The organism is Aliirhizobium wenxiniae (assembly GCF_019511445.1).
Taxonomy (GTDB): Bacteria; Pseudomonadota; Alphaproteobacteria; order Rhizobiales; family Rhizobiaceae; genus Neorhizobium; species Neorhizobium wenxiniae_A.
The window spans coordinates 1-406 of the sequence record NZ_JAEUAN010000093.1; the positions used below are offsets into that span (position 1 = coordinate 1).

Annotated in this window: 1 protein-coding gene; it reads left to right on the plus strand. The window is 53.9% G+C overall.

Translation table 11 applies throughout. The annotated features are described in order from the left end of the window. Positions 1-33 precede the first annotated feature (33 nt). On the plus strand, positions 34-406 hold a 373-nt coding region (locus tag JNB91_RS30440; protein WP_430736381.1), incomplete at its 3' end, for a uridine monophosphate kinase.

Below are 406 nucleotides of genomic sequence, written 5' to 3' on the forward strand. Positions count from 1 at the left end.
GCACTGCACCGCGCCTATGTGAACGCTCGTCTGATGTCCGCTATTCCATTGAATGGCGTGTGCGACAGCTACAGCTGGGCAGAAGCTATCAGCCTGTTGCGCAACAACCGTGTGGTGATCCTCTCCGCCGGTACAGGTAACCCGTTCTTTACCACCGACTCAGCAGCTTGCCTGCGTGGTATCGAAATTGAAGCCGATGTGGTGCTGAAAGCAACCAAAGTTGACGGCGTGTTTACTGCTGATCCGGCGAAAGATCCAACCGCAACCATGTACGAGCAACTGACTTACAGCGAAGTGCTGGAAAAAGAGCTGAAAGTCATGGACCTGGCGGCCTTCACGCTTGCTCGTGACCATAAATTACCGATTCGTGTTTTCAACATGAACAAACCGGGTGCGCTGCGCCGTG